General features: G+C 75.4%; 19 protein-coding genes. 10 read left to right on the forward strand and 9 right to left on the reverse strand.

The annotated features are described in order from the left end of the window. The first annotated feature begins 95 nt into the window (after positions 1-95). The 3 genes from ACFC0B_RS03185 to ACFC0B_RS03195 all read left to right on the forward strand — a co-directional run bounded on the left by ACFC0B_RS03185 (position 96) and on the right by ACFC0B_RS03195 (position 3,506). A complete protein-coding gene (locus tag ACFC0B_RS03185; protein ID WP_376081364.1) occupies positions 96-1,142 on the forward strand; it encodes a cytochrome P450 in 1,047 nt (348 codons plus the stop codon). A 178-nt stretch (positions 1,143-1,320) separates the two neighbouring features. After that, on the forward strand, positions 1,321-2,232 hold the full coding sequence (locus ACFC0B_RS03190) for a glutaminase (RefSeq protein WP_376082391.1): 912 nt from the start codon (positions 1,321-1,323) through the stop codon (positions 2,230-2,232). 200 nt (positions 2,233-2,432) lie between these two features. Next, positions 2,433-3,506, forward strand: coding sequence for a phosphatidylinositol-specific phospholipase C domain-containing protein (locus tag ACFC0B_RS03195; RefSeq protein WP_376081367.1), 1,074 nt, complete (start codon positions 2,433-2,435; stop codon positions 3,504-3,506). Between the two features lie 86 nt (positions 3,507-3,592). Here the strand turns inward: ACFC0B_RS03195 and ACFC0B_RS03200 are convergent, their stop codons facing one another. Beyond that, the gene (locus ACFC0B_RS03200) at positions 3,593-4,591 is read right to left on the reverse strand and encodes a GlxA family transcriptional regulator (protein WP_376081370.1); all 999 of its coding nucleotides are present in this window, start codon (positions 4,589-4,591) and stop codon (positions 3,593-3,595) included. A 160-nt stretch (positions 4,592-4,751) separates the two neighbouring features. Between ACFC0B_RS03200 and ACFC0B_RS03205 the strand changes: the two genes are divergently transcribed. Both ACFC0B_RS03205 and ACFC0B_RS03210 read left to right on the forward strand, forming a co-directional pair. Further along, complete coding sequence (locus ACFC0B_RS03205; RefSeq protein WP_376081373.1) at positions 4,752-5,579, forward strand: trypsin-like serine protease; 828 nt, start codon at positions 4,752-4,754, stop codon at positions 5,577-5,579. A 129-nt stretch (positions 5,580-5,708) separates the two neighbouring features. Then, positions 5,709-6,680, forward strand: a complete 972-nt coding sequence (locus ACFC0B_RS03210) for a GlxA family transcriptional regulator (RefSeq protein ID WP_376081375.1) — start codon at positions 5,709-5,711, stop codon at positions 6,678-6,680. A 437-nt stretch (positions 6,681-7,117) separates the two neighbouring features. Here ACFC0B_RS03210 and ACFC0B_RS03215 read toward each other — a convergent pair whose 3' ends face one another. Continuing rightward, positions 7,118-7,681, reverse strand: a complete 564-nt coding sequence (locus tag ACFC0B_RS03215) for a GNAT family N-acetyltransferase (protein WP_376081377.1) — start codon at positions 7,679-7,681, stop codon at positions 7,118-7,120. 88 nt (positions 7,682-7,769) lie between these two features. Between ACFC0B_RS03215 and ACFC0B_RS03220 the strand changes: the two genes are divergently transcribed. Further along, the gene (locus ACFC0B_RS03220) at positions 7,770-8,807 is read left to right on the forward strand and encodes an MsnO8 family LLM class oxidoreductase (RefSeq protein WP_376081380.1); all 1,038 of its coding nucleotides are present in this window, start codon (positions 7,770-7,772) and stop codon (positions 8,805-8,807) included. A gap of 42 nt (positions 8,808-8,849) precedes the next feature. Here ACFC0B_RS03220 and ACFC0B_RS03225 read toward each other — a convergent pair whose 3' ends face one another. Further along, positions 8,850-9,398: a CGNR zinc finger domain-containing protein gene (locus ACFC0B_RS03225; RefSeq protein WP_376081382.1), complete on the reverse strand. Its 549-nt coding sequence runs from the start codon at positions 9,396-9,398 to the stop codon at positions 8,850-8,852. 82 nt (positions 9,399-9,480) lie between these two features. Between ACFC0B_RS03225 and ACFC0B_RS03230 the strand changes: the two genes are divergently transcribed. Further along, positions 9,481-11,064: an FAD-dependent monooxygenase gene (locus ACFC0B_RS03230; RefSeq protein ID WP_376081385.1), complete on the forward strand. Its 1,584-nt coding sequence runs from the start codon at positions 9,481-9,483 to the stop codon at positions 11,062-11,064. A gap of 9 nt (positions 11,065-11,073) precedes the next feature. On the opposite strand, the gene ACFC0B_RS03235 is transcribed toward ACFC0B_RS03230, so the two are convergent. Further along, positions 11,074-11,229, reverse strand: coding sequence for a hypothetical protein (locus tag ACFC0B_RS03235; RefSeq protein ID WP_376081387.1), 156 nt, complete (start codon positions 11,227-11,229; stop codon positions 11,074-11,076). Positions 11,230-11,389: 160 nt separating this feature from the next. Here ACFC0B_RS03235 and ACFC0B_RS03240 point away from each other — a divergent pair, with 160 nt between their 5' ends. Further along, positions 11,390-12,385 carry a GlxA family transcriptional regulator gene (locus ACFC0B_RS03240; RefSeq protein ID WP_376081390.1) on the forward strand — a complete coding sequence of 332 codons (996 nt, stop codon included), beginning with the start codon at positions 11,390-11,392 and terminating at the stop codon, positions 12,383-12,385. A gap of 41 nt (positions 12,386-12,426) precedes the next feature. After that, positions 12,427-13,224, forward strand: coding sequence for an MBL fold metallo-hydrolase (locus tag ACFC0B_RS03245; protein ID WP_376081393.1), 798 nt, complete (start codon positions 12,427-12,429; stop codon positions 13,222-13,224). A 16-nt stretch (positions 13,225-13,240) separates the two neighbouring features. On the opposite strand, the gene ACFC0B_RS03250 is transcribed toward ACFC0B_RS03245, so the two are convergent. From ACFC0B_RS03250 to ACFC0B_RS03265, 4 genes are read right to left on the reverse strand one after another with little or no spacing between them, the layout of a single operon-like run. Further along, entirely contained in the window at positions 13,241-14,158 is a 918-nt protein-coding gene (locus ACFC0B_RS03250; protein WP_376081395.1) for a hypothetical protein, read from the reverse strand. Continuing rightward, a complete protein-coding gene (locus ACFC0B_RS03255) occupies positions 14,155-15,006 on the reverse strand; it encodes a hypothetical protein (RefSeq protein ID WP_376081398.1) in 852 nt (283 codons plus the stop codon). The genes ACFC0B_RS03250 and ACFC0B_RS03255 overlap by 4 nt, the downstream gene beginning before the upstream one ends. Beyond that, on the reverse strand, positions 15,003-15,812 hold the full coding sequence (locus ACFC0B_RS03260) for a hypothetical protein (RefSeq protein WP_376081400.1): 810 nt from the start codon (positions 15,810-15,812) through the stop codon (positions 15,003-15,005). Before ACFC0B_RS03260 ends, ACFC0B_RS03255 begins: the two co-directional genes overlap by 4 nt. Positions 15,813-15,849: 37 nt before the next feature. Continuing rightward, the gene (locus tag ACFC0B_RS03265) at positions 15,850-16,692 is read right to left on the reverse strand and encodes a hypothetical protein (protein ID WP_376081401.1); all 843 of its coding nucleotides are present in this window, start codon (positions 16,690-16,692) and stop codon (positions 15,850-15,852) included. 342 nt (positions 16,693-17,034) lie between these two features. On the opposite strand from ACFC0B_RS03265, the gene ACFC0B_RS03270 reads away from it, so the two are divergent. Continuing rightward, complete coding sequence (locus ACFC0B_RS03270) at positions 17,035-17,202, forward strand: hypothetical protein (protein ID WP_376081403.1); 168 nt, start codon at positions 17,035-17,037, stop codon at positions 17,200-17,202. Between the two features lie 153 nt (positions 17,203-17,355). On the opposite strand, the gene ACFC0B_RS03275 is transcribed toward ACFC0B_RS03270, so the two are convergent. Beyond that, the gene (locus ACFC0B_RS03275; protein ID WP_376081405.1) at positions 17,356-19,551 is read right to left on the reverse strand and encodes an MMPL family transporter; all 2,196 of its coding nucleotides are present in this window, start codon (positions 19,549-19,551) and stop codon (positions 17,356-17,358) included. Positions 19,552-19,579 lie beyond the last annotated feature (28 nt).

The following is a 19,579-nucleotide window of genomic DNA, read 5'->3' on the forward strand; positions in this document are numbered from 1 at the left end:
TCGGACACGTGCCCGGCGAGTGCCACCCGCGCTCGCCGGGCACGGCCCGCTCGTCGCGAGCCGGCCGCCACGGCCGCTCACCCTTGGAGTCATGGATGGCTATGTCCAGCACCGGCCGGAGCACCCGCGTCACTCTCTTCGCCCCGCGGATCGACGAACTCCTGCGCAGGTACCGAGGTCAGGACCTGTTCCGCCTGGAGGCGGACACCGTCGGGGTCGCCGGCGTCGACCTGATGGACGGACTGCTGCGCAGCAGGCCGGCCAACGCCGAGGAGCGCCCGACCTTCAAGCCCGTGCGGGGCCGGCTCGTGACGCGCGCCGACGCGTCCGCGCTCATGCAGGCCGTCTCGGCCGACGTCCGGACCGCGCTGAAGAAGCCCCTGGACGAGGGTGCGGACCTCGCCGGGAAATGGCCGCACACCCCGCACGTGTATCTCCGGGACCTCGTTTTCGGACGGGAGAGTTTCCGTTTCCGGGTCCTCGTCGACCGTCGGCTGGAACTCACCCCGAAATTGACCTGGATGGCCGTCGCGGCCGGAACGGCGATGCTCGGAAAACCGGGCACGGAAATCCCGTTGTCGAATCTGGCGGCCCGGGTGCTGGACGCCGAGACGTACGACGACCGTCGCTACGCGATGTACCTGTACCGGCGGGTGGCGGCGCCGATCTGCTTCACGGTGGCCGCGCTGGTGACCAACGCGGTCTGGCTCGGCGCGCCCTTCGACGACGACGTGCCCAACCGGGACGTGCTGCTGGAGGCGCTGCGGCTGCTGCCGCCCTCCTGGAACATCCTGCGGGTCGCCTCCCCGGAGTTCGGTGCCGTCGACGGCCGGATCGGCCGTGCGGACGACATCCTGATGCTCCCGCTGCTGAGCCACCGCGACCCCCGGCTGTGGGACGACCCGGAGGCCTTCCGCCCGGAGCGCTGGAAGGACCTCGACCCCGAGACCCACCCCGGCTACCTGCCGTTCGGGCACGCCGGTGAACGGTGCTGGGGGCGCCACATGGTGATGCCCCTGGCCGAGCGGATCCTCGACGTCGTCCGCCGCGACGGCCTGGTGGTGAGCCCGGAGCAGCGGGTCGGCCGGGTCGAGCTCGACGGCCTGCTGGAGGTCTCGGGCGTCCGCATGGTCCGTCGCTGAGGGCGTGCGCGGCCGGGCGGGGGCGCGTCCGACACCCGGACCCGCCCCCGCCCGCACCGCCCCGAACCGCGGCGACGACAATGGCGCGGTGAACGACACGAACGACCTGAAGGATCCGGACCGCCCGGGCGGTCCGGACGACCCGAACGGCACCGGCGCGGCCGTGGACCACCGGGCCGTGGACCACCAGGCCCTGGTGCGCGAGGCCATGGCGGCCGCCGTGCGCTCGCCGCTGCGCGGCCGGGTCGCCGACTACATCCCGGCGCTCGCCGAGGCCGACCCGACGGCGTTCGGCATGGCGATCGCCACCGTGGACGGCCGGGTCTTCGGCGCGGGGGACTGGCGGCGGCCGTTCTCCGTCCAGTCGGTGTCGAAGCTGTTCACCCTCGCCCTGGCGCTCGCCGAGGGCGGTGACGCGCTGTGGACCGGCGTCGGCCGCGAGCCCTCCGGCAACCCGTTCAACTCCCTGGTCCAGCTGGAGTCCGAGCACGGGATCCCGCGCAACCCCTTCATCAACGCCGGCGCCCTCGTGGTGACCGACCGTCTGCTGGACCTCACCGGCGACGCGGTCGGCGCCGTCCTGGGCCTGCTGCGCGCGGAGTCCGGCGACCCGACCGTCGACGTGAACCGCGCGGTGGCCGCCTCCGAGGCCGAGCACGGGCACCGCAACGCCGCCATGGCGCACTTCATGGCCGGCTACGGCAATCTGCGCAACCCCGTCGAGGACGTGCTCGCCCACTACTACGCGCACTGCGCGATCGAGGCCGACTGCCGCGACCTGGCGCTGGCCGGCCTCTTCCTCGCCCGCCACGGCGTGCGCGCCGACGGCTCGCGCCTGCTCTCGCGCAGCGAGGCCAAGCGGATCAACGCCGTGCTGCTCACCTGCGGCACCTACGACGCGGCCGGCGAGTTCGCCTACCGGGTGGGCCTGCCGGGCAAGAGCGGCGTCGGCGGCGGCGTCCTCGCGGTCCTGCCCGGCCGGGGCGCGGTCTGCGCCTGGAGCCCGGGCCTGGACGCCGCGGGCAACTCGGTGCTCGGCGTCGCCGCCCTGGACGCCCTGACGACGGCCACCGGCTGGTCCGTGTTCTGACGGCGGCGGGGCGCGGCGGCTCCCGGGCCACCCCGGCGGTCCCGGCGGCTCCGTCCGGTGACGGGTCGGAAGCTGACGGTCACGAAGTTGTTATGTCCTCTTCACCGGGCCGATGGCCGGACGGGACATGCTCTGCACCGGCGGAAGCCACCGCCGAAGACGCGCCGGCCAGCAGGCGCACTGACAAGGGGATTGACACCGTGACCGTCCGCCGTACCCTCATCGGCACCCTCACCGCCGGGCTGCTCGCCGCGGCCGCCGTCGGCCTGCCCGTCGGCGGCGCCGCGCAGGCCGCCGGCGGGAGCGCCGCCCCGGGCGAGTTCCCGTTCGCCTCCGCGACCACCGTCGGCCTGCACAACACCTACGACCCGGCCGCCTTCGGCTACCTCGCCCAGGGCCTGGACACCGGCACCGGCATGATCGAGCTGGACGCCTGGCCGAACGCCATCACCAAGGAGTGGAAGGTCAGCCACTCCAACCCGCTGGGCAACACCAACAACTGCGTCAGCGCCACCACGCCCGCCCAGCTCTACTCCGGCAGCGGCAACAAGAACCTGGACGCCTGCCTGGACGACGTGCGGATCTGGCTCGGCGCCCATCCCGCCGCCGGCCCGCTGGTGATCAAGCTGGAGCTCAAGCCGGGCTTCTCCGGGAACCTCGGCATGGGCCCCGCCCAGCTCGACGCGCTGATCGCCGCCCACCTCGGCTCCGCCGCGCTGCGCCCGGCCGACCTGCTGGCCAAGCCGGGCGGCGGCTCCTACCCGACCCTCGACGACGCCGTCCGGGCCGGCAACTGGCCGACCAGGTCGGCGCTGGCCGGCCGCGCCCTGGTCTACGTCATCCCCGGCACCGTCGAGCTGGACAACCCGTTCGACACCCTGCACACCGACGTCGAGTACGCGCGCCACCTGCGCGACCTGGCCGCGACCGGCCGGGTCGGCGAGGCCCGGATGTTCCCCACGGCGCTCGGCGCGGCGGCCGGCGACCCGCGCACCCGGTACGGCGAGACCTCGATCCGCCCCTGGTTCGTGGTCTTCGACGGTGACGCCGCCACCTACGTGAACGGCATCGACACCGGCTGGTACGACACCAACCACTACCTGCTGACGATGACCGACGCCCACAACGTCGCCCCCGCCATCAGCAACACCGCCCCCACCGCCGACCAGGCCCGCGCCCGCACCGAACAGCTCGCCCGCGCCCACGCGAGCATCGTCTCCAGCGACTGGCGCAAGCTCCCCGAGGTCCAGTCGCTGGTCCTCGCCCGCGGCTGACCCGCCCGCAGCTGCCCGCACGGCCCGGCCCCGTCCCCCGGGGCCGGGCCGTCCGGCCGTGGACGAGGGGCGCCCCCGGTCCCGGGTCAGTCCGCCGCGGCGCCCCGGTCCGGCCCCATCGGGCCGTCCGGCGACCCGGTCAGCGAGGCCACCAGCGACCGGAACGCGGCCCGGTACACGCTCGGGGTCGTGCCGGTGTACCGCTGGAAGTGGTGGCGGAGATTGGCCGGGGTGCCCAGCCCCGTGCGGGCGGCGATCCTCGCCACCGGCTCGTCGCCGCGCTCCAGCAGGCGCTGCGCCCGCTGGATCCGCACGCGCAGCAGGTACTGCAGGGGCGGCAGACCGGTCTCCGCCCGGAACCGCCGGCTCAGCCCCCGCACGGTGAGCCCGGCGTGGCCGGCGATGTCGTCCAGCGTCAGCGGGCGGTCGAGCCGGGCCTCCAGCCAGCCGAGCGTGGGCCCGAGCGCGCCGTCGGACACCGGCACTCCCGGGGCGCGCGCGTCGTCGGCGGGCAGCTCCAGGAAGAGCTGCCGCTCCGTCTCGACGGCCACCGCCACGCCGTGGTCCGCGGTGATCAGCCGCAGGCAGAGGTCGACCCCGCCGAGGACACCGGCGGAGGTGTGGAACGGGCCGTCCTCCACCACCACCCCGTCCGGGTCCACCGCGATCCGGGGGTGGCGCCGCGCCAGCTCGGCGGCGAGCCCGCGCGCGGTCGCGGCCCGGCGGCCGTCCAGCAGGCCGGTCGCGGCCAGCGTGAAGGTCCCCGCGCCGAAGGCCCCGATCCGGCACCCCCGTTCGGCGGCCGCCCGCAGCGCCCCGACCACCTCGGGCGGCGGACCGTCGAGGTGCCCCTCGTGGCCCGGTACCAGGACGGTGTCGGCCTCCGCCAGCCCTTCGAGTCCCCACGGTGCGGCCAGGCCGAAGGCCGCGGGACCGCCGGTCGACCGGAACCCCGGCGCGGCGCAGAGCCGCACCTCGTACGAGACCCGCGGGTGGCAGCGGTCGGCCGTGCCGAAGCAGACGGCCGGCGTGGTGACGTGATGCCCGGGCACCCCGTCGAGCAGCAGGGCGGCGATCACAGGCATGTCCAGAATTTAGCCCAGGGTGACATCGGCGCCGCTGTCGGCCCCGGGGCCGGGAACGAAGGATGGGACGTACCGACGCCGCAGGTCAACGACCCTTCCGGTGGCCGGTTCCCCGCCTTCCGGGCGTGCCGGCGCACGTCCTCGAACGAACGGAACACCCATGTCCCGCAACGTCTCCCGGGCCCGCCGCGCGGCGCGCCTCGCCACCGTCGCCGTGGCCGCCGCGGCCTGCACGGCCACCCTGGCCGGCCCGGCCGGGGCCATCGTCAACGGCCGCACGGCCACCGAGCGCTACCCCTTCATGGCCTCGATCCCGATGACCGTCCCCGACGCCGGCCTGGACGACGGCGTGTGCGGTGCGGCCCTCGTCCACCCCCGCTGGGTGCTGACCGCCGCGCACTGCGTCGACACCACGCTGGTGCGGCCCGACGGCATCGTGCGCATCGCCTCCGACCGGCGCACCGCCGGCGGCACCGTGCGCGGCATCGAACGGACCGTCACCCACCCCGGCTACACGCTGGGCGCGGCGGCGGGGGCGAACCGGGACGACCTCGCCCTCGTCCGTCTGGACCGGGCCGCGCCGCAGAAGCCGATCCCGATCGCGAGCCGGGCCGGAGCCCCGGGGACGCCGACCCGGCTGCTGGGCTTCGGCACCACCGTCGACACCACCGACATCACCAAGGCGGCCTTCTCCGACCGCCTGCGGCAGCTCGACACCCGCATCGGCGCGGTCAACGAGTGCGACCCGGGCAGGGCCGGCCTGACCCGGCTGTGCACGGTGAGCCCGGTGCCCGGCGCGATGGCCTGCATCGGCGACTCCGGCGGCCCGCAGATCCAGCGCGGCCGGGGCGGCCGCTGGGAGCTGGTCGGCACCACCTCCGGGGACGGCGACAGCGACCCGACCTGCTCGACCGGCCCCGGGCTCTACACCAATGTGCCCGCCTACGCCGACTGGATCCGGGCCACGCTCCGGGCCTACGGCGACTGATCCCGCACCGGCCCGGCGCACCTGCACACCGGCGCGCCCGGCGCATCGCGCCGCCCGTGCGCCGGGCCGTCGCCCCACCTGCCCCCACCCCGTCCCGTCCCGCCTCCGCCCTCGGACTACGCTGCCGCCATGCCCGTGATCGCCGTCCTCGCCCTCGACGGCCTGCCCGGCCACCACCTCACCACCCCCGGACTCGTCTTCGGCACCGCCGTCCGTGAGCACCCGGGCATCGCCTACGACGTCAGGCTCTGCGCCGTCGGCGCCCCCGGCACCGTCCGACTCGGCGCCCCGGCCCCCGCCGACGCCGTGCTCCCGTACGGCCTCGACGACGCCGCCGAGGCCGACGTCCTCCTGCTGCCCTCGCACGGCGACGGCGACAGCGAGGGGGACGGCGGCGACGGCCCGGCGCCCGCACTGCTCGACACGCTCCGCGCGGCCGCCGCCCGAGGCGCCCGGATCGGCGCCTGCGGCAGCGGCGTGCTCGCCCTCGCCGCCACCGGCCTGCTGGACGGGCGCCGCGCGACCACCGCCTGGCGCCACACCGGGGAACTCGCCCGCCGCCACCCCCGGATCGAGGTCGACCCCGGCGGCACGCTGGTCGCCGACGGCCCCTTCCGCACCTCCGGCGGGGTGTTCGGCGGGCTGGACGTCTGCCTGCGCCTGCTGGCCGAGGACCACGGCGAGCGGATCGCCGACCGGACCCGCCGGGCACTGCTCAGCCCCCTGCTGACCCATGCCGAACGCGTTGCCGAGTCCATCGACCGCACCCTCGCCGAGCGCGGCGGGCTCGACGCGACCCTGGAGTGGCTGGAGCGCAACCTCCACCTGCCGCTCACTCCCGCCGACATCGCCGCCCACGCGGGCGTCAGCGTCAGCAGTCTCAACCGGCACTTCCTGGCCCGCACCGGCCTCAGCGCCCCGCGCCACCTGCTCCGTCGGCGCCTCGAACGCGCCCGCGACCTGCTCGAAGGGACCGACGAGCCGGTCGAGGCGATCGCCGCCCGCGTGGGCTTCGCGTCCCCCGCGACCCTGCGCCCGCACTTCGCCCGCCTCACCGGCACCACCCCGCGCGCCTACCGCGCCCGCCACCGGCGGCGGTGACGCGGGAGTCCGTTCGCGGTCCGGCGGCCCGATCCCCGGGGGAGCCGCCCGCCGATCCGACGCGAATCGTCAGGCGCACCCCGGCATTCCCGTCATGCCACCCTTGGCGGAGAGCGGCGAGCAGTGGAACACCGTGCTGCCCGAGACGCCGTCACGGATCAGGGCACCGCGGACCTCGCGGCGGCCTCCGGTGGGGGACGGCGTCACCGCACCCGGATGCTCGCCCACCTGCACGGACGGCTGCCGGCCCCCGACACCCGGGGCACCCGCCGCAGCGGAGGACGGGAACGGCCGGCGGCACGTGCCGATGTCCCGGCCGCGCGGCAAGGAACCCACCCCGGCCCGGGCCGGGGTGACGGCCGGTGACCGCGAGCGGATCGCCACCGGGGCCGGGGAGGCACTGCAGGCGCCGCACGCGATCGACCCGCGGCCGGGGGTCAGACGCCGTCGGCGGCCTCCGCCGACTCCGGCCCGCCGGTCCACTCCGAGGCCAGCAGCCCGAGCACGACCTCGTCCTCGAACGTCCCGTACACCCAGGCGGCCCGGCGCAGGGTGCCCTCGATCACGAAACCCGCCCCCGTGGCGGCCTTGATCATCGGCAGGTTGTCGGCCAGCGTGTCGACCTGCAGCCGGTTCAGCCCGCGCACCGTGAACCCGTAGTGGCAGAGCAGCCGCACGATGTCGCCGGCCAGGCCGCGCCCGCGGAACCCGGGCCGCAGCGCGAGGCCGAGGTGGGCGCGCCGCTGGTGGGCGTCGATGCCCCAGAGCAGCGCCTCTCCGGCCAGCTCGCCCGACGCCACGTCCACCACCGAGAAGAAGGCGACCCCGTCGTCGCCCGGCCCCACGACGAACGGGGACTCCGGGGAGTCGGCCGCCAGGGGCCGCCAGGGGCGGGTGTCGGCCCGTGAGCGGGTGACGACGTCGTCGTAGAGCTCGGTGTGGAGCACGGGGACGTCGCTGTCGTGGCGGGCGCGGAACGCGATGCGGGCAGTCTGTAGCATGTCACATTGCTAACAGTGGTCACTGGCGTCCCGCAAGCGGATTTCCGCCCGGCGCCCCGCTCGGTAACGTCCTTCGGCTCCCCGGGGAATGACGGCGCCGCGGTCGGCCGTTGGCACCGGGGTGACCGCCGCGCCCGCCCTCCGCCTCTCCGTACTGGACCGCTCCCGCACACGCCGGGGCGAGGAGCCCGCCCGGGCGCTGCGGGACACCGTCGCGTTCGCGGTGGAGGCCGAACGCCTCGGCTACCACCGGTTCTGGGTCTCCGAGCACCACGGCGTCCCGGGGGTGGCCGGCTCGGCGCCGACGGTGCTGGCCGCCGCCGTGGCCGCCGCGACGTCCCGGATCCGGGTCGGCACCGGCGGGGTGATGCTCCCCAACCACCAGCCCCTCGTCGTCGCCGAGCAGTTCGGCGTCCTGGAGTCGCTGTTCCCGGGCCGGATCGACATGGGCCTGGGCCGGTCGGTGGGCTTCACCGACGGCGTGCGCCGGGCGCTGGGCCGGGAGAAGGACGCTGCGGACCGCTTCCCCGGGCAACTCGCCGAACTGCTCTCCTGGTTCGACCCCGCCGCGCGCGGCCCCGGCGGTGTGCGGGCCCGGCCCGCCGAGGGTCTGGACGTGCCCGCGTTCGTCCTGGCCACCGGCGCCGGCGCGGAGGTGGCCGCCGAGGCGGGACTGCCCCTGGTGATCGCGGCGGCGCGCGGGGAGGAGGCGATGCTGGCGGCGATCGACCGCTACCGCGAGCGCTTCCGCCCCTCGGCCCGGGCCGAGCGGCCCTACGTCGTCGTCTCCGGGACGGTCGCCGTCGCGCGGACCGAGGAGCGGGCCCGCGCGCTGCTCGTCCCGGAGGCCTGGTCGAGTGCCCACAGCCGGACCCACGGGGAGTTCTCCCCGCTCGAACCGGCCGAGGAGATCCTGGCCCGCCCGATGACCCCGCGCGAGCGCGCCGCCTTCGAGCAGGCGCTCACCGGCCATATCGCGGGCACCCCCGAGCGCGCCCTCGCCGACCTCACGGCCCTCGTCGGGCGCACCGGCGCCGACGAGTTCCTGCTGACCACCAGCACCTACGACCGGGCGGAGCTGCTGGACTCCTACCGCCTGCTCGCCGAGGCCGCCGGGCCGGCCTGAGCGCAGTCGGCCGCGCGACCCCGCCCGGTCAGCCGTCAGCCGTCAGCCGTCGGCCCGCTGCGCCTGGGCCCGGTGCGCGGCGACCCGCACCCGGGTGGCGCAGCGCGGCGTGCAGTAGCGCTGCGGCGTGCGGCGTCCGGTGTCGACGAAGAACCGCTCGCAGCCGGGCGCCGCGCACCGGCCCCAGGCGCACCGGCCGCGTTCGCTCAGCCAGAGGCTGAGGGCGAGGGCGGCCGTCGACAGCAGCCAGTGGGTGAGGCCGGCGTCCGGCGGCGCCTCGGTGTGCAGCGACCAGGGCCGGCCGGGCAGCCGCACCAGCCGGGGCCGCGCGGGGTGCCGGTCGAGCAGGGCGTTGATCTGCTCGGCCGCCCGGTCCGCGTCCTCGGTGCCCAGCAGGCGGACGAGCGGGGCGGCGGCCTCCCGGAGCTCACGGGCGTCCGCCTCGGTGAGCCGGAACGGCGGGCCCTGGTGGCGTTCCAGCAGCGCCTGGAGTTCGGCGGCGCCCACCTCGGGGTCCTGCCGCACGGTGTTGGCGAGTTCGGCGACGAAGAGCAGCCCGCGCGGATTGCCGCCCTGGGGGTCGTCGGTCATGCGTCCGTCCCTTCCGGTCGTGTCGGACACCCTCATGGTAACGTCAAAAACAAAGTTGAGCGTTACGACCCGAGGGGGCAGTATGCCGTCATGGCCGACGAACACGTCCGTGCTGGTGGTGGGAGGAGGCCCGGTCGGCCTGACGCTCTCGCTGCTGCTCTCCCGGCACGGCGTGCGCCACCTGCTGGTCGAGGCGCACCCGGCGACCTCCCGCCACCCCAAGGCCCGGGGCGTCTCGGCGCGGTCGGCCGAGGTCTTCCGGCGGCTGGGGCTGGAGGCGGACCTCCGCCGGGCCGGGCTCCCGCCCGAGCACGTCTTCTTCTACCGGGGCCGGGACCTCGTCGACCCGGACTTCGTCCGCACCGGCGTGGCGGCCGAACCGCGACCGGGCGCCGAGCGCACCCCCGCACCGGGGCTGATCTGCTCCCAGGACGCCCTGGAAGCCCTGCTGCTGCGACACGCCCGGGAGCGCACGCCCGCGGACATCCGGTTCCACACCCGGCTGCTGGCCTTCACGCAGGACGACGGGGGCGTGCGCGCCGAGCTGGAGGAGCGGGACACCGGCGCCCGGCACACCGTGCACGCCGACTGGCTGATCGGCTGCGACGGCGCGGCGAGCACCGTGCGCGACGGCGCCGGCATCGCCATGGAGGGCCCGACCGGCCTCGGCCACTTCCTCAGCATCCGTTTCGAGGCCCCGCTCGGCGAGGTCGTGGCCGACCGGGCCAGCGCCTCCTACTTCCTCACCGCCCCGGGCCGCGGCGGCTTCCTGGCCGTGGACAACGACCGCCACTGGGTGTACCAGCACCCCTACGACCCCGCGCGCGAGGACCTCGGCGCGCTCCTGGCCGACCCCGCGGCGCTCGCCCGGCTGGTCCGCGACGCCGCAGGCCTGCCCGGGCTCGACGTCACCGTCCGCGACACCATGACCTGGCGGATGGACGCCCGCCTCGCCGCCGCCTACCGCCGCTCCCGGGTGCTGCTCGCGGGCGACGCGGCCCACGTGGTGCCGCCGACCGGCGGCCACGGCATGAACACCGGCATCGGCGACGCCGACAACCTCGCCTGGAAGCTCGCCGCCGTGCTCGACGGCCGCGCCGGCGAGCGGCTGCTCGACAGCTACCAGGACGAACGCCGCCCCGTCGCCCGCCAGGTCGTCGACCTCTCGCTGGCCAACTCCCGGGCCCGCGCCGGCTACCGGATCGACGACGAACTGCTGCTCACCGCCGTCTACCGCTCGACCGCCGTGCTCGACGAGCCCGGCGCCCCCGCCCGGCCGCCGCTGGACCCGGCCTGCGAGCACGGGAGCGCCGTCCCCGGCGGCCGCCTGCCGCACGTGGGCCTGGCCGGAGCCCCCGGCGCCGCCTCCACCCTGGACCTCGTCGGCCCCGGCTTCACCCTCCTCACCGCCGCCGCCGACGCCGGCTGGCTCCGGCAGACCGACACCGCCGCGGCGGCGGGCCTGCCCGTCACCCCGCGCCCCGTGCCGGTCGACGCGGCCCGGTGGACGGACCTGTCCGGCCTCCCCACCACCGGCGCGCTCCTCGTCCGCCCGGACGGCCACCTCGCCTGGCGCGCCCCGCACCCGCCCGCCGACGACGCCGAACTGCTCGGCGTGCTGCGCCGGGTCCTCTCGGCGGAGGGGGCCGCGCCGCCCCGGGGGTGACCCCGGTCCTCACGGCCGCCCCGCCGCGCGCCTGCCCGCCTCCCTCGGTTCGAACGGTCCGTCGAGCGCGGCGAGTTGGGAAGCGTCCGGCACCAGCTCGGCGGCGATCGGCCTGGTGCAGTGCGCGAGCCGGCCGGTGAAGTACCGCGCGCCGTCCTCCGGCACAGCCGAGCTGTCGACCGGGCGTGCCCTCGGGGGCGTGAACGGGCGGGGCCGCCCCGGAGCTTCGGACGTGGAAGCCCTGACGCTTCGGCCGTGGCCGATGGCCGGATCTGACAGAACCCGGTCATTGCGGACACCGCCCGGGCGGCGGAAGGATCACGGTATGCCCGAACCGCGCACCGTCGTCATCGCCGCCTTCCCCGGAGTCGAGTTGCTGGAGGTGACCGGCCCGGCGGAGGTGTTCTCCGTCGCCTCCCGCCTGGTGGGAGGCGACGCACCCGCGTACCGGGTCGAGATCGCCGCCGCCCGGACCGGCCCGCTGCCCACCGCCGCCGGGATCAGCCTGGTCGCCGAGCGGGCGCTGGCCGAGGTGGGCCCGGGCACCGACACCCTGCTCGTGGCCGGCGCCATGGACAGCGACGGCGGCCGCTACCGGGCCGTCGTCGACCCCGAGGTCGTCCGATGGCTGGCCACGGCGGCTCCGGCCGCCCGGCGCGTCGGCGGTGTGTGCGCCGGCGTCCACCTGCTCGCCGAGGCCGGACTCCTCACCGGCCTGCCCGCCACCACCCACTGGCTCACCGCCGGCCAACTGGCGGCGCGGTACCCGGACATCGCGGTCGACCCGGAGCCGATCTTCATCCGCGCCGGGCGGATCTGGACTTGCGCGGGCGTGACCGCGGCCCTGGACCTCGCGCTCGCCATGGTGGCCGAGGACCACGGACCGGCGATCGCGCTCGACGCCGCCCGGGCCATGGTGATGTACGTCAAACGCCCCGGCGGGCAGACCCAGTTCAGCGTGCCGCTCTCCCTCCAGGCGAGCGCCGACGACCGGGTCGACGAGCTCCGCCGCTGGATCGACGACCATCTCGGCGAGCGGATCCCGGTCGAGGCCATGGCCGCCCGGATGAACCTGAGCGTGCGTCACTTCGCCCGGGTCTTCCGGACGTGCACCGGCCGCACCCCGGCCGACTACCTGGAGGCGGTCCGGGTGGAGGCGGCCCGCCGCCTCCTTGAGGAGTCCGCGCGCAGCCTGCCCGACATCGCGGCCGCCAGCGGGCTCGGGTCGGTGGAGACCCTGCACCGGGCCTTCCGCCGCCGCCTGGGCGCCACCCCGGCCGAGTACCGGCGCCGGTTCCGGCCGCACGCCACCGCCCGCTGAACCACCCCACCACCCGCACCCCTGCCCCGAGGAGCACCGAGTTGTCCCGCACCGAGGTCATCCCCGTACCGGTCCTGGGCCGGCACGCCGTCAACGCCTACCTGCTGCTCGGCCGCCACCCGGTCATCGTCGACGCCGGAACGCCCGGCAGCGGCCGGCGCATCGTCGAACAGGTCGCCGCCCGCGGCGTCGACCCGGCCGACATCCGCCTCGTCGTCGTCACCCACGGCCACATCGACCACTTCGGCTCCGCCGCCGAGCTGCGCCGCCTCACCGGCGCGCCGATCGCCGCGCACGCTGCCGACCTGGGCCCCTACCGCAGCGGCCGGGTCCGCGAACCGTACCTGCCCACCGGCCCGATGGGACGGTTCATGGCGCGCAGTCCGAAGCTCCACGAACAGGTCGAACCCTTCGAGCCCGACCTCCTCCTCCACGGCGAGACCGCTCTCGCGGACTTCGGCGTGGAGGGCCGCATCATCCCCACCCCCGGTCACACCGCCGGCTCGGTCGCCGTCCTCACCGACGACGGCGACCTGGTGGCCGGCGACCTCATCGCCAACTCCTTCATGGGGCTCATCAGGGGCCGCCCGGCCAACCCGCCCTTCCACGACGACCCGCTCGCCAACCTCGCCAGCCTCCGCGCGATGCTCGACCTCGGGCCCACCCGGCTCCACGTCGGCCACGGCACCCCCCTCGACCCGACCCGCGCCGCCCGCTGGGCGGCGGCGGAACAGCGCAGGCTGGAGCGCCGAGCGGCCCGCGGCCGCCTGCGGGTCAGGCCGCAGGAGCCGGCCGGCGCGTCGGACGAGGAGACGGCCGGGGCCGCCGAGCGGACCTGAGGCCGGGGCCGCGTCCTCAGGCCAGCAGGTCCGACTGGAGGGTCGCCACCTGGCGGAACGCGGCGGCGGGTACGCCCGTGGGGTTGGTCATGGTGACCACGCCCACGATGTCGCCCGCGGCCACGTACGCGAGCCGGGCGGTCGGCGCGTCATCGGCTCCGGAGACCAGAGTCGCGATGGCGATGTCGGAGATGGCCTCCCAGCCCGGGGACTTGGCCGTCCCGATGGTGGAGATGTCCCTCGGGCCCATCCCGTCGCGCAGGCCGACGAAGACCGACCACGCCTCGTCGTCGGAGCCGAACGAGAGGAGGCGGATCTGCGTGCGGGTGCCGTCGGAGGCGGTCCACTCGCGGGCGGCGGTGGCCCGGCAGGCGTTCTGCAGCAGCAGGGCGCGGACCCGGGTGGAGTCCTGCTGCTCGGCGGCGAGGGCGCCGCAGTCGGCCGGCCCGGTTGCAGGCGGGGCACTGGCGGACGTTGGCGCGGGGGAGGTCGAGGTACCGGCCGTGGCGGACGGGCCGGAACTCGCGGAGGGCGCCGGGGCGCCCGTCGTGGTGGCCGGGCCGCCGGCTTCCACCGGTGCGGGGAGGAGGAGCTGTCGCAGGTCCGCCGCGTGCCGGCCCCGGTTGTCCTTCGGGGCGGGCTTGCCGGAGGGCAGCGGCGGCAGCACCAGCGGGGCGAAGGTGTAGCGTCCGTCGCTCTTGGTGGCCAGCCCCGGGAGGTCGGTGCGCTCGGCCGCCGTCACGGCGAGCGCGCTCCCCGTACCGGCCAGCGCGCACACCACGGCGGCGGCGCTCCACCGCAGCCCGGCCCTGCGACGCCGGGTCCGGCGGGCGGCCCGCTCCTCGTCGGTCGGCGCTTCGGCCACGGGCGCCGCGACCGGGAGGTCCGGCGCCGCGGCGTCCGGCACGGCGGGGGTGTCGCTGCTGTCGGTCATACGGAGGCTCCCGGGCGGGCGAGGCGGTCGAGCTGCTGGGTCAGGAGGGCGACGATCTTGTCCTTGGGCAGCGGCGCCACACCCTCGGCGTTCAGCACCACCAGGAGGTCTCCCTCGGCAGCCGAGCACTCCATGCGGTCGATCGCCGCAGCCGGCGGCGCCGGCATCAGGTAGCAGTGCGCCTCGGGGTGGCCCGGGACGGCAGGGCCGAGCCGGAAGACGCCGGTGTCACCAGTGAACATGGCCGTGTACTCGTTCATCTTCTGCACCTCCTGCTGGTTGAACTGCCGCAGCCTGACCCCGATGACGAGGTCGTTGCCGGTGCTCGTGTAGGTGCGCACACCGCCGGCCTTGACGTGCAGGTCCTTCCAGAACTGGCGGAGCTTGTCCTGCTGATCCTTGGGGACCGGCCCGAGGTCGTCGTCGAACGCGGCGGACAGCTGGTCGGCCGTCAGTTCGGTGTTGTTGCCGTCCGCACCGTCGTCCGGCCCGAGACGGTAGCCGTCCGGGACGGGCAGCAGCAGGTCGAGGACGGAGCCGAAGTGGTTGCCGTTGGACTTCGCGCCGAACGGGGTGGTAGTCGCCGTGGGAACGGGAGCGGCGGCGGAGGGCGCGGCGGCCGCGACGGGTGCCGGATCGTCGTACCGCACCTCGATGATCCCGACGCCGATGACCACGCCGACCAGCGCCGCGGCCACGGTCGCACCGCCGGCGCGCAGGACACGCCGGGAAGCGGTGGAAGTCGATGGCGTGGGCGGCGCGCTGTCGCCGGTCACGGGGGGTTCGGTGTCGGAGGTCCCGGTCGGCGGCTCGGGGACCACGGGGTCGGTCATGCTGCTGTCGGTCATACCAGCCGCTCCCACTGCTGCTTGGCGAGGCCCTTCACGATCTCGGCGTCCACCGGTTTCGTCCCGAACACCTGGATCTCCATCTGCACGGTGCCGCGCTGTGCGTACGCGACACCGAGGTAGTACTCCTCGGTGGTGTCGGCCCAGAACGAGGGCTTGGTTTCGATCCGGTAGCCGCCGTTGGCATCGGCGGCGAACGACCGCAGGTCGGGCATTCTGCGTTGGGGACGTTCGGCCGAGGACGAGGAGTCGGGCGCGAACTGGGTCAGCGAAATCCGGACCTTCAGGTCCTGCTGTTTCCAGTTGACCTCGACGGCCCGCCGGAAGTCGCTGTCGTTGAGGCTTCTGAAGACGTCGGCGGTCTTCCCGCTCCGCTCGGCGAGCTCGCCGACCGTGATCCAACTCGGTGTGTCCGGGTATTCGTTCCAGACCTTGCTGCCGCTCGGCGCGGTGATCAGCAGCTTCCGCAGGTCGCCGTCGATGGCGAGCGGCGGGGGCGTGGCCGCGGCGGCGGCCGCCGGGTCCAGCACTTCGGCGGGGTACGTCGGCAGTGCCACCTGGATCGGCGGCAGCGGCGTCGGGGGCCGGCTCGCCTGGACGGCGTAGCCGATGCCGCCGCCGGCCGCGGTCCCGAGCACCAGCCCGGAGACCAGCAGAAGGACCGGGCGCGGTCGGCGCGGGCGCCGGACGGGTGCCTGCGTGGCGTCCGGCTCGGTGGCGGGATCGGCGACGGGCGGTACGGGCGGTTCGGTGGGCGGGGGCGGCGGCGCGTCGACGGGCGACGGCGCCACGGGTTCGGTGGTCACGCGAGGACTCCAGGGGAAGAGGGGAGGGGCGGTGAGGTCAGCGGCCGGAGACGAGCCAGTCGCGCTGGCGCTTCATCAGATCGCTGAGCAGCGCCTTGTCCGGTTCGCCCTTCACCTCGACGTCGACCGTGTACTCCACGTCGCCCTGGCTGGAGATGCCGCTCATCGAGCCGGTGTAGGCCGCCTGCTTGGGCTTGCTGATGTACCCGCGGGCGGCGGGGTCGCCGGTGACCTCGATGGCGGGGAGGTCCCTGGTGTCGTACTTGGCGTAGAACGCCGCCTCCGCGGCGCTCCCGAAGCGCAGCAGGGTGACCGTGACCTCGGCCTTGCCGTCCGCCGTGCGGTACGTCCGGGTGACGGCGTCCTTGTAGCCGAGCGAGCGGAGGGCGCGCATGGCCTCCGCTCCGCCGTCGAACTCCTCGATCATCTCCTGCTCGGACAGCGGTATGCCGTCGGCCGGGCCGTAGGACTCGCCGCCCGCGGGGATGGGGAGCAGGAAGTACCGCAGGTCGCCGTCGTGCCGGCCGTCCTTGACGGTGCCCGTGACGGTGCTCGTCGGAACGGGAGCGGGCGCGGGCGGCGCGGCGCTCGCCGAAACGGTGGCGGTGGGCGAGGCCGAGGGCGACGCGGTCGGGCTCGCGGAAGTCGGCGCGCCCGCCGCGGCGGTGACGGCCGGTCGGCTGTCGGGCTTGCCGACGGCCACCGTCACGGTGGCGCTGACCGTGGTGACGGCGAGCAGGCCCGTGGTGGCCAGCGCCACGGCGGCGGCGCGCGGCAGTCGCCGTCCGGCGGCGGGGCCGGGCTCGGCGACGGGGCCGGGGCCGGGTTCGGTGACCGTACCGGGTTCGGCGACGGGTGGCACGTGATCGTGCGCGGACAAAGGGATTCCCCCAGGGAAGGTCGGGAAGTGTGCGCACGGGCCTCTCAGGGGCACCCCACGGCGGCCCTCACGGCCGCTCGTCGCGCGCGTCTGGCTGGAATTATGAGAGCGCGCCGCTTCCGTCGCCAACAAGATCAATCACCGCACTCCCTCCCAAGGCCCGACCAAAGGGACACGCCGTGATCGAACCGAAATCGTTCTTCGGGTTTCCGCGTGCTCTCCCGGTGCTCGGACCGGTCGCAGCGGGTGGGTTCAGGCCGAAAAAATACCCCCACCCGTATACTGGAAGGAGAGGGAGCGTCCCGAGCGTCCCTCTTCCCCCCTGATGCGAGGAGTCCTGAGATGTGTCGACGTACGACGTGCCGGAACTGCGGCAAGGCGAGCTACGCGGGGTGCGGCATGCACGTCGACCAGGTGCTCGCCGGAGTCGCCAAGGCGGACCGCTGCGCCTGCGACCGCGACGCGCAGAAGGGCGGGGGCTTCTTCGCGAGGCTCCTCGGCCGTCGCTGAACCTGAGGAGCCGCTCGATCGGGCCGTGCCGGGAATCCCCGGCACGGCCCGTTTCCGTGTCCGCGCAGGGCACCGGGCTCCTCCGCACGCAGAACGCCGAAGGCCCGGACCGCCACAGGGGCGGGCCGGGCCTTCGAGGTGGGGCCGGACGGCTCAGTCGTGCGAGAAGGAGATCTTCGGCAGCACGCGGTCGAGCCAGGCCGGGGTGCGCCAGGCGGCGGCCCCGGTCAGGCGGAGCAGGACCGGCAGGAGCACCAGGCGGACCAGCGCGGCGTCCAGGAGGACGGCGACGCCGAGCACGATGCCCATCTCCTTGGGCGGAAGGGGACCGGACAGGGCGAAGGTGAAGAACACCGCGACCATCACACCCGCCGCCGCGAAGATCACCCGGCCGGAGTGGGCCAGCGCGCCGACCATGGCCTCGCGCGGATCGCCGGTGCGCTCGTAGTGCTCCTTGGCGGAGGCGAGCAGGAAGACCGTGTAGTCCATCGCGATGGCGAAGATCATCGCGAAGAAGAACACCGGTGCCCAGCCGTCGAGGAAGCCCTGCGGCGTGAAGCCGAGCAGCCCCGCGCCGTGGCCGTCCTGGAAGACCAGCCGGGCGACGCCGAAGGCCGCGCCGGTGGACAGCAGACTGGCGGCCGTGCCGAGCGCCGCGATCAGCGGGGCGCGCAGGGCGACCAGCAGGAGCAGGAAGCCGAGGCCCATCACCACGCCGATGACCAGCGGGGTCTTCTCGGTCAGCAGGTGCTGGAGGTCCAGGTTCTCCACCGCGGCGCCGCCGACCAGGGCGTCGGACGGCAGGTCGGCGCGCAGCGCGTCGACGGTGCGGGCGAGGTCGGGGCTGGACGGGTCCACGGTGGGAACGGCCTGGACCATCGACCAGCCGGAGCCGTCGGCGGCCGGCTGCGCGGGCATCACACCGGCGATCCCGGGGGTGGCGGCGACGCCGGCGGCGACGTCCGCGGCCCCCTCGGCCGGGGTGAGGATCTGCAGGGTGCCGGGCGCTCCGGGGCCGAAGGCCTGCTGGACGGCGGTGTAGCCGGCGCGGGCGCTGGCGTCCCCCGGCAGCACGGTGATGGAGGGCATGGCGGTCCGCAGCCCGATGACGGGCGCGGCGAGCGCGATCAGGGCGGCGAGGGCCAGGGCGCCGTAGCGCAGCGGGTGCTTCCACAGCCGCTCGCCCCAGGCGGCGAAGCGCGGCGAGCGGTGCTCGCCGGTCCTCACCCACGGCAGGGCGAGGGCGTCGACGCGGTGGCCGAGCCGGCCGAGGACGGCGGGCAGCAGGGTGAGGGTGGCGGCGAGCACGAACAGGACGGCCAGCATGATGCCGCCGGCCATCGAGCGGAACGCGGGGGACGGCACCAGCATCACGGCCGAGAGGCTGACCAGGACCGTCGCGCCGGACAGCAGGACGGCCTTGCCCGCCGTGTCCATGGTCTCGGCGACCGCGGCGGTGCTGCTGGTCCGGCTGTCCCGCGCCGGGTTCCGGCGGGCGGCGGCCGCCCGGGCGCTGCGGAAGCGGACCACCAGGAAGAGCGCGTAGTCGATGCCGAGGGCGAGGGCGAACATCATCGCGAAGTTCATCGCCCAGATGGAGACCGGGAACAGGTGGCTGATGAGGACCAGCGAGCCGGCCGAGGCGGCGAGTCCGGCCATGGTCAGGATCAGCGGCAGGCCGGCGGCGACCAGGGAGCCGAAGGCGAGCACCAGGATGGCCAGGGTGACCGGCCAGGACATGATCTCGGACTTCATCATGGCGTCGTGGTTGGCCTTGTTGAAGTCGCTCCACAGCACGGACGCGCCGGTGGCGTGGACGTCGACGCCGTCGCCGGAGAGGGCGTTCAGCGGGCCCTTGAGGTCGTCGGCGGCGCGGACCATGTCGTCGGGGGAGGCCTTGGCGCCGGCGAGCAGGACGGCGGTCCGGCCGTCCTGGGCGATGGTCGCACCGGGCTGCGGCGCCACCACGGTGGAGACCCGGGGGTCGGCCGCCGCGATCTCGCCCGCCCGGGCGATCACCTGCTGGACGTCCGGTTCGGTGATCGGCCGGTCGGCGGCGACCACGATCTGCAGCGCGGAGGAGGCGTTGCCGGCGAAGTGCTGTTCGGCGATCTGGCGGACCTTCACCGACTCGGAGCCGTCGGCCTGCCAGCCGGCCCCGGAGAGTGCCGAGGTCACCTGCGGGGCGAACGCGCCGAGGCCGACGACGACCAGCAGCCAGCCGGCCAGCACGGCCTTGAAGTGGCGGACGGACCAGATGCCGAGCCGTCCGAGCAGGCCCGGGGGAGGGGCCGGCTCGGACGGCGCGGCGGTGGCCGGCCGGCCGAGAGTGGTGTCCGGGTGCTTCACGGGGTGCTCCGTTCCTGCTGCGCCCGGT

It is taken from the genome of Kitasatospora sp. NPDC056184 (assembly GCF_042268405.1).
Lineage (GTDB): Bacteria > Actinomycetota > Actinomycetes > Streptomycetales > Streptomycetaceae > Kitasatospora.